This is a genomic window from Streptomyces sp. A012304 (assembly GCF_026008495.1).
Classification (GTDB): Bacteria; Actinomycetota; Actinomycetes; order Streptomycetales; family Streptomycetaceae; genus Streptomyces.
On sequence record NZ_BQUN01000095.1, the window covers coordinates 137,042 to 142,936 of the forward strand.

Sequence of the window (5,895 nt, forward strand, 5' to 3'; positions counted from 1 at the left end):
GAAGGCGCGAGCTGACCCCTGCCACCCTGCGGCGGGCCCCCGACATCACTCAATCAAGTTCAGTATCCGGTGAGAGCGAGGTTGTGGAGGCGGGCGATGCCGAGCATGGCGTGGCGGACGCCGTCGCCCTTCAGACGGCAGTCGCGGAGGATCTTCCAGGTCTTCATGCGGGCGAAGGTGTGCTCGACTCGGGCGCGCACTTTGCGGTGGGAGGCATTGTGGGCTTCCTTCCAGGCCGGTAGCTCAATCTGGCCGCGTTCTCGGCGGTGCGGGATGACCAGGCCGGTGCCGCGGTAGCCGCCGTCTGCAATCACGGTGGTGTTGCCGACCGAGTTCTTGGCCCCGGACAGTTCCCATGCCTTGCAGTCGTTGCGGTTGCCGGGCACGGGCCGGCCGACGGAGACGACAAGGCGTGAGTCGGCGTCGATGACGACCTGGTGGTTGGTCGAGTAGCGGTAATTCTTGGACTGCTCCGCCACGCTGTGGTCCCGTGTCGGCACCAGGGTGCCGTCCACGATCAGCACAGTGTCTCTGCTGAAGCGACTGCGCGGCCGCAGCGCGAGCAAGGGCCCGAGCTGGCTAACGATCCGGCCCGCGGCCGACTTCGAGATCCCGAACAGGGGAGCCAGCTGCCGCAAGGTCAGGTTCGTCCGCCAGTAGGCGGCGACCAGCAGAACCCGGTCTTCCAGCGCCAGACTCCACGGACGGCCCCTGCAAACCAGGTGCGGGCCTCCGCGCCACAGCACGGTGATCAGTTTCCCGAACTGCTTCGGACTCAGCCCGGAGTACGGCGCTATCCATGACGGCTCCGACGCCGTGATCACAGCCCCCACAAGTAGATCATCTCAGCGGTGAGCCCAGCATCCCTGCGCGCTCCAGATACACGGGCCGTGGCTCTACCGGGCCAAGGTCAGTAGAGCCATCGATCCAGGAGTCCCGGCCAGAGAAGCCCTTCGTAGCCCTCGAAGGCCGGAGGGTCGATCTCCTTCAGCTCCTCGGCCAGCCGGTTCAGCTCGGCGAAAGCCTGCTCTTCCTCCTCTTCGGAGAGGTACTCCTCGGGGCCATCCGGTTCGCTGAGAAGCTCTGAGGCGGTGACGCGACTGCCGTAACGGTGAAGGACGTCGAGCCACACGTCGACACACGAGTTGGCGAACCATGCCTCCCCGTCCGGCATGACGAAGTAGACCGCCCCGGTCTCCGGCTCGACGCCGAACGATGACCGCTCGGCCGGCTCATCGAGGTCCGCCTGCTCGGTGAGACGGTAGAGCGGGCCGCGGGACGTGAGCAGGACCGGATCAGCCTCGCTCTGAATCACGACTCGCTCGATGAGACGTGGAGCTACCGGAATGCCCACCTCGACGAGCTGTACCTTCAGGAAGTCCGGGATCCGCCAGCCAGCCACAACGTCCCGTCTGGCTCGCGTGACACGGCCCAGACCGGCCCACTCGGTCAGCTGGTCATACGTCGCCATCGAACGATCCTCTTCGATCGGCTGCGGTCCTTACCCTATCGAGCCGGTCTCTGCTCAGAGCACGGCCGCACTTGCGGGACAGCCTTTAGCCCGAATTCCCGGCCACCGGAAACAGCCGTACGCCCCCGCGCACCGTTCTGATCGATTTGTGGAACGCGGGGAGAGGCGCAGAATGTGAACGAGCGCGCGAATACGGTCACCGGAGGGAACGAGTGACGTGCCGCCTGCGACGAGCCAGCACGTGACCACCTGCGCGCCGTCACCGGATGACGCGGAGGCGCTGAGCAGGGTGCATTTCACGGCCTGGCTCGAGAGCTATCCGAATCCTCGTTTCGGGATCGACGAGGACTGGATCAGACAGGCCGTGGGCCGGCTGGTCACGCCGGAGGGCGTCGCCCAGTGGCGGCGGGCCGTCGAGGACGCCCGCGACCACCCCGACCTGCATTTCTGTCGCGTGGCGCGCACGGTCACCCGCGCGGTCGGGTTCCTGTGCGGGCATCGGGCCGAGGCGGAGGTCGCGAGCATCGGCCCGATGTACGTGCTCGCCGAATTCAGCGGCCGGGGAATCGGCAGCCGGCTCATGAACGAATATCTGTCATGGGTGGGCGAAAGACCGGTATGCCTCTGGGTGACCGTCTACAATACGCGGGCCATCCGCTTCTACACCCGCCACGGCTTCGAGATCTCGGGCGAGCGGCGGCAGTGGCGGGGAAAGATGCCCATTGTCCGCATGATCCGTCACCCGGAGTGGGCCTAAGTGGATTCGAACCACTGACCTCTTCCTTATCAGGGAAGCGCTCTAACCGACTGAGCTATAGGCCTTTTGCGACAATCGCGCCGACAGATTATCAGACCACCAGGGCCGGTTCGGACCGCCCGGGAGCACCCCGCCCCACGGCCCCGTGGCCGCCCCGGAACCGACTTGCACGGGCGGTCGGCCGGTGGGGTAACCTCGGGGCACAGGCGTCGATCCGGCCATCACCGGGGAGCCTCCGGAAGAAACGGACCGCCACCCGGCGACTCCCGAGTAGAACCGGACGGGAGTGGCCCGTCACAGCCTCAATCGAGCGGTCGTCCGTGCGTGGACGGCAAGCGGGGTGGTACCGCGGCGTCCCAGGCCGGGACAGTCGTCCCCGCAGGCAGAGTCCGCACGCCGCGCGAGGAGCACCGCAATGGCTGACCGTCAGCCCGACCCGGCACAGTACCCGAACGTTCCCGCCCAGCCGTCCTTCCCTGAGCTCGAGCACGAGGTACTGAACTTCTGGGAAGCCGACAACACGTTCGTCGCGTCCGTCGAGTCCCGCCCCGCGGGGGACAAGAGCAGCAACGAGTACGTGGTCTACGACGGTCCGCCGTTCGCCAACGGACTGCCCCACTACGGGCACCTGTTGACCGGCTACGTCAAGGACGCCATTCCGCGCTACCAGACCATGCGCGGCAGGCGTGTCGAACGCCAGTTCGGCTGGGACACCCATGGCCTCCCCGCCGAGGTCGAGGCCGAACGGCAGCTCGGCATCGGGCACAAGTCCGAGATCGAGGAGATGGGCATCGAGGCCTTCAACGAGGCCTGCCGCTCCTCCGTCCTGCGCTACACCTCCGAGTGGCGCGACTACGTCACCCGGCAGGCGCGCTGGGTGGACTTCGACAACGGCTACATGACCTCCGACCTCTCCTTCATGGAGTCGGTCATGTGGGCGTTCAAGCAGCTGTGGGACAAGGGGCTGGTCTACTCCGGGTTCCGCGTCCTGTGGTACTGCTGGCGCTGCGAGACGCCGCTGTCCAGCACCGAGACGAAGATGGACGACGTCTATCTCGACCGGCAGGACCCCGCCGTCACGGTCGGTCTGCGGCTGTCCGCGCCGAACGCGCCCGAGAACGACCTGAACGGCGCTCTCGCGCTGATCTGGACGACCACTCCGTGGACGCTGCCGTCGAACCTCGCCGTGGCGGTGAACCCCGACCTCGACTACGTGCTCGTGCAGACCGACGCGGAACACGGCGGCGAGCGCTATGTCCTCGCCGAAGCCCGGGTCCCGCACTACGCCCGGGAGTTGGGCGAGGAGCCCACCGTCCTGCGCCGGCTCAAGGGGTCCGACCTGCTCGGACTCTCCTACACCCCGCCCTTCGACTTCTTCCTCGGCCGGGAGAACGCCCACCAGGTGCTGGCCGCGGACTACGTCACCGTCGAGGACGGCACCGGCCTGGTCCACATCGCCCCGGCGTTCGGTGAGGAGGACAAGGCGGTCACCGACGCGGCCGGGATCGAGGTCGTGATCCCGGTCGACAGCCGCGGCGAGTTCACCACCGAGGTGCCCCCCTACGCGGGCGCGCAGGTGTTCGACGCGAACAAGGCCATCATCAAGGACCTGCGCGACGGGGCGCCGTACGTGCTGGGCGTGCTGCTGCGGCACGAGACGTACGACCACCCCTACCCGCACTGCTGGCGGTGCAACAACCCGCTCATCCAGCGCGCCGTCGACTCCTGGTTCGTCCGGGTCACCGCGTTCCGGCAGCGGATGGTCGAACTCAACCAGGACATCAACTGGGTTCCGTCCAACATCCGGGACGGTCAGTTCGGCAAGTGGCTGGAAGGCGCCCGCGACTGGAACATCTCGCGCAACCGGTACTGGGGTTCGCCGATCCCGGTGTGGGTCTCCGACGACCCGCGCTATCCGCGCGTCGACGTCTACGGTTCGCTGGACGAGCTGGAGCGGGACTTCGGGGTGCGCCCGACCGACCTGCACCGCCCCTACATCGACCAGCTGACCCGGCCCAACCCGGACGACCCGACGGGCAACTCCACCATGCGCCGGGTCCCGGAGGTCCTCGACTGCTGGTTCGAGTCGGGCTCCATGCCGTTCGCCCAGGTGCACTACCCGTTCGAGAACACCGAGTGGTTCGAGGACCACTACCCCGGTGACTTCATCGTCGAGTACAACGGACAGACCCGCGGCTGGTTCTACACCCTGCACGTGCTCGCCACGGCCCTGTTCGACCGGCCCGCGTTCTCCTCGGCGCTCGTCCACGGCATCGTGCTCGGCGACGACGGTCAGAAGATGTCGAAGTCGCGGCGCAACTACCCCGACGTGCGGGAGGTGTTCGAGCGCGACGGCTCCGACGCCATGCGCTGGTTCCTGTTCTCCTCGCCCATCCTGCGCGGCGGGAACCTGGTCGTCACCGAACAGGCCATCCGCGAGGGCGTCCGCCAGGCGATCCTGCCGCTGTGGAACACCTGGTACTTCCAGTCCCTCTACGCCCGCGCGGCCGGCCACCGCGGGACGTGGCGGACCGACAGCGGACATGTGCTGGACCGGTACATGCTGGCCCGGACGGCCAAGCTCGTCGACGGGATCACGGCCGCCATGGACGCCCTGGACATCGACGGGGCGTGCGAGCAGCTCCGTGACCACGCCGAGGTGCTGACCAACTGGTACGTGCGGCGTTCCCGGAAGCGGTTCTGGGACGGCGACGCCGACGCCCTCGACACGCTGCACACCGTGCTGGAAGTGACCACGCGGGTCGCCGCGCCGCTGCTGCCGTACACCACGGAGAGCATCTGGCAGGGACTCACCGCGGGACGTTCGGTGCACCTCACCGACTGGCCGTCCTCCGGTGACCTGCCCCACGACAGCGACCTGGTCGTCGCCATGGACCGGGTGCGCCAGGTGGCGTCGGCCGCGCTGTCGCTGCGCAAGGCGCGCGGTCTGCGCGTGCGGCTGCCGCTGACCAGGCTGGTCGTCGCGGCCACCGACGCGGACTCCCTCGCGCCGTTCGCCGACATCCTGCGCGACGAGGTCAACGTCCGCGGCGTCGAGCTGACGACCGATGTCACGGCGCACGGCCGGTTCGAGATCGCGGTCAATCCGTCGGCGTGCGGTCCCCGCCTGGGTCCGGACACCCAGAAGGTGATCCGGGCGGTGAAGGCGGGCGAGTACGTCCAGCACGCCGGCGGGGTGACCGTCGCGGGGATCGAGCTGCTGCCCGGCGAGTACACCGAACGCCTCGTCGCGACCGACCCGGACGAGACGGCCGCCCTGCCCGGCAACACCGGACTGGTCGTGCTGGACACCACGTTGACGCCGGAGCTGATGGCCGAGGGCCTGGCGAAGGACGTGATCCGGCTGGTCCAGAAGGCGCGCCGGGAGGCCGGCTTCGACGTCTCGCAGCGGATCGCGCTGACGCTGGACGCCCCGGAGTCGGTGCTCGACGCCGTCCGCGCGCACGAGACGCTCCTCGCGGGCGAGGTACTGGCCTCGTCCGTGACCTACGCGGAGGTGACGGACCCCACCCTCACCGAGGCGGTGGCCGACGGCGCGCGGGTGAAGGCACGCGTGGAAGCGGTCTGACCCTGTTCCCTGGGCCGCGACGACGGGTTCCCCGCACGTCGCGGCCCACGGGCACCGGGGGTGCCGGACGGGCGGGTC

The 5,895-nt window shown here is 68.4% G+C and carries 4 protein-coding genes and 1 tRNA gene; 2 read left to right on the plus strand and 3 right to left on the minus strand.

What is annotated here, in order from left to right; translation table 11 throughout:
* Positions 1 to 59: 59 nt before the first annotated feature.
* Positions 60 to 833: a transposase gene (locus ALMP_RS20685; protein ID WP_264930431.1), complete on the minus strand. Its 774-nt coding sequence runs from the start codon at positions 831 to 833 to the stop codon at positions 60 to 62.
* A gap of 77 nt (positions 834 to 910) precedes the next feature.
* The gene (locus ALMP_RS20690) at positions 911 to 1,471 is read right to left on the minus strand and encodes an SUKH-4 family immunity protein (protein ID WP_264930433.1); all 561 of its coding nucleotides are present in this window, start codon (positions 1,469 to 1,471) and stop codon (positions 911 to 913) included.
* A gap of 241 nt (positions 1,472 to 1,712) precedes the next feature.
* Between ALMP_RS20690 and ALMP_RS20695 the strand changes: the two genes are divergently transcribed.
* Positions 1,713 to 2,228 (plus strand): GNAT family N-acetyltransferase, encoded by a 516-nt coding sequence (locus ALMP_RS20695; protein ID WP_264930435.1) that lies wholly within the window; start codon positions 1,713 to 1,715, stop codon positions 2,226 to 2,228.
* Here the strand turns inward: ALMP_RS20695 and ALMP_RS20700 are convergent.
* Positions 2,220 to 2,292, minus strand: a tRNA-Ile gene (locus ALMP_RS20700). The genes ALMP_RS20695 and ALMP_RS20700 overlap by 9 nt on opposite strands.
* Before the next feature lie 351 nt (positions 2,293 to 2,643).
* Between ALMP_RS20700 and ileS the strand changes: the two genes are divergently transcribed.
* On the plus strand, positions 2,644 to 5,817 hold the full coding sequence (ileS, locus tag ALMP_RS20705; RefSeq protein WP_264930437.1) for an isoleucine--tRNA ligase: 3,174 nt from the start codon (positions 2,644 to 2,646) through the stop codon (positions 5,815 to 5,817).
* Positions 5,818 to 5,895 lie beyond the last annotated feature (78 nt).

Coding starts and splice junctions, on each gene's coding strand:
- ALMP_RS20690 (WP_264930433.1), bottom strand. CDS start 1,471: ATGGCGACGTATGACCAGCTGACCGAGTGGGCCGGTCTGGGCCGTGTC.
- ileS (WP_264930437.1), top strand. CDS start 2,644: ATGGCTGACCGTCAGCCCGACCCGGCACAGTACCCGAACGTTCCCGCC.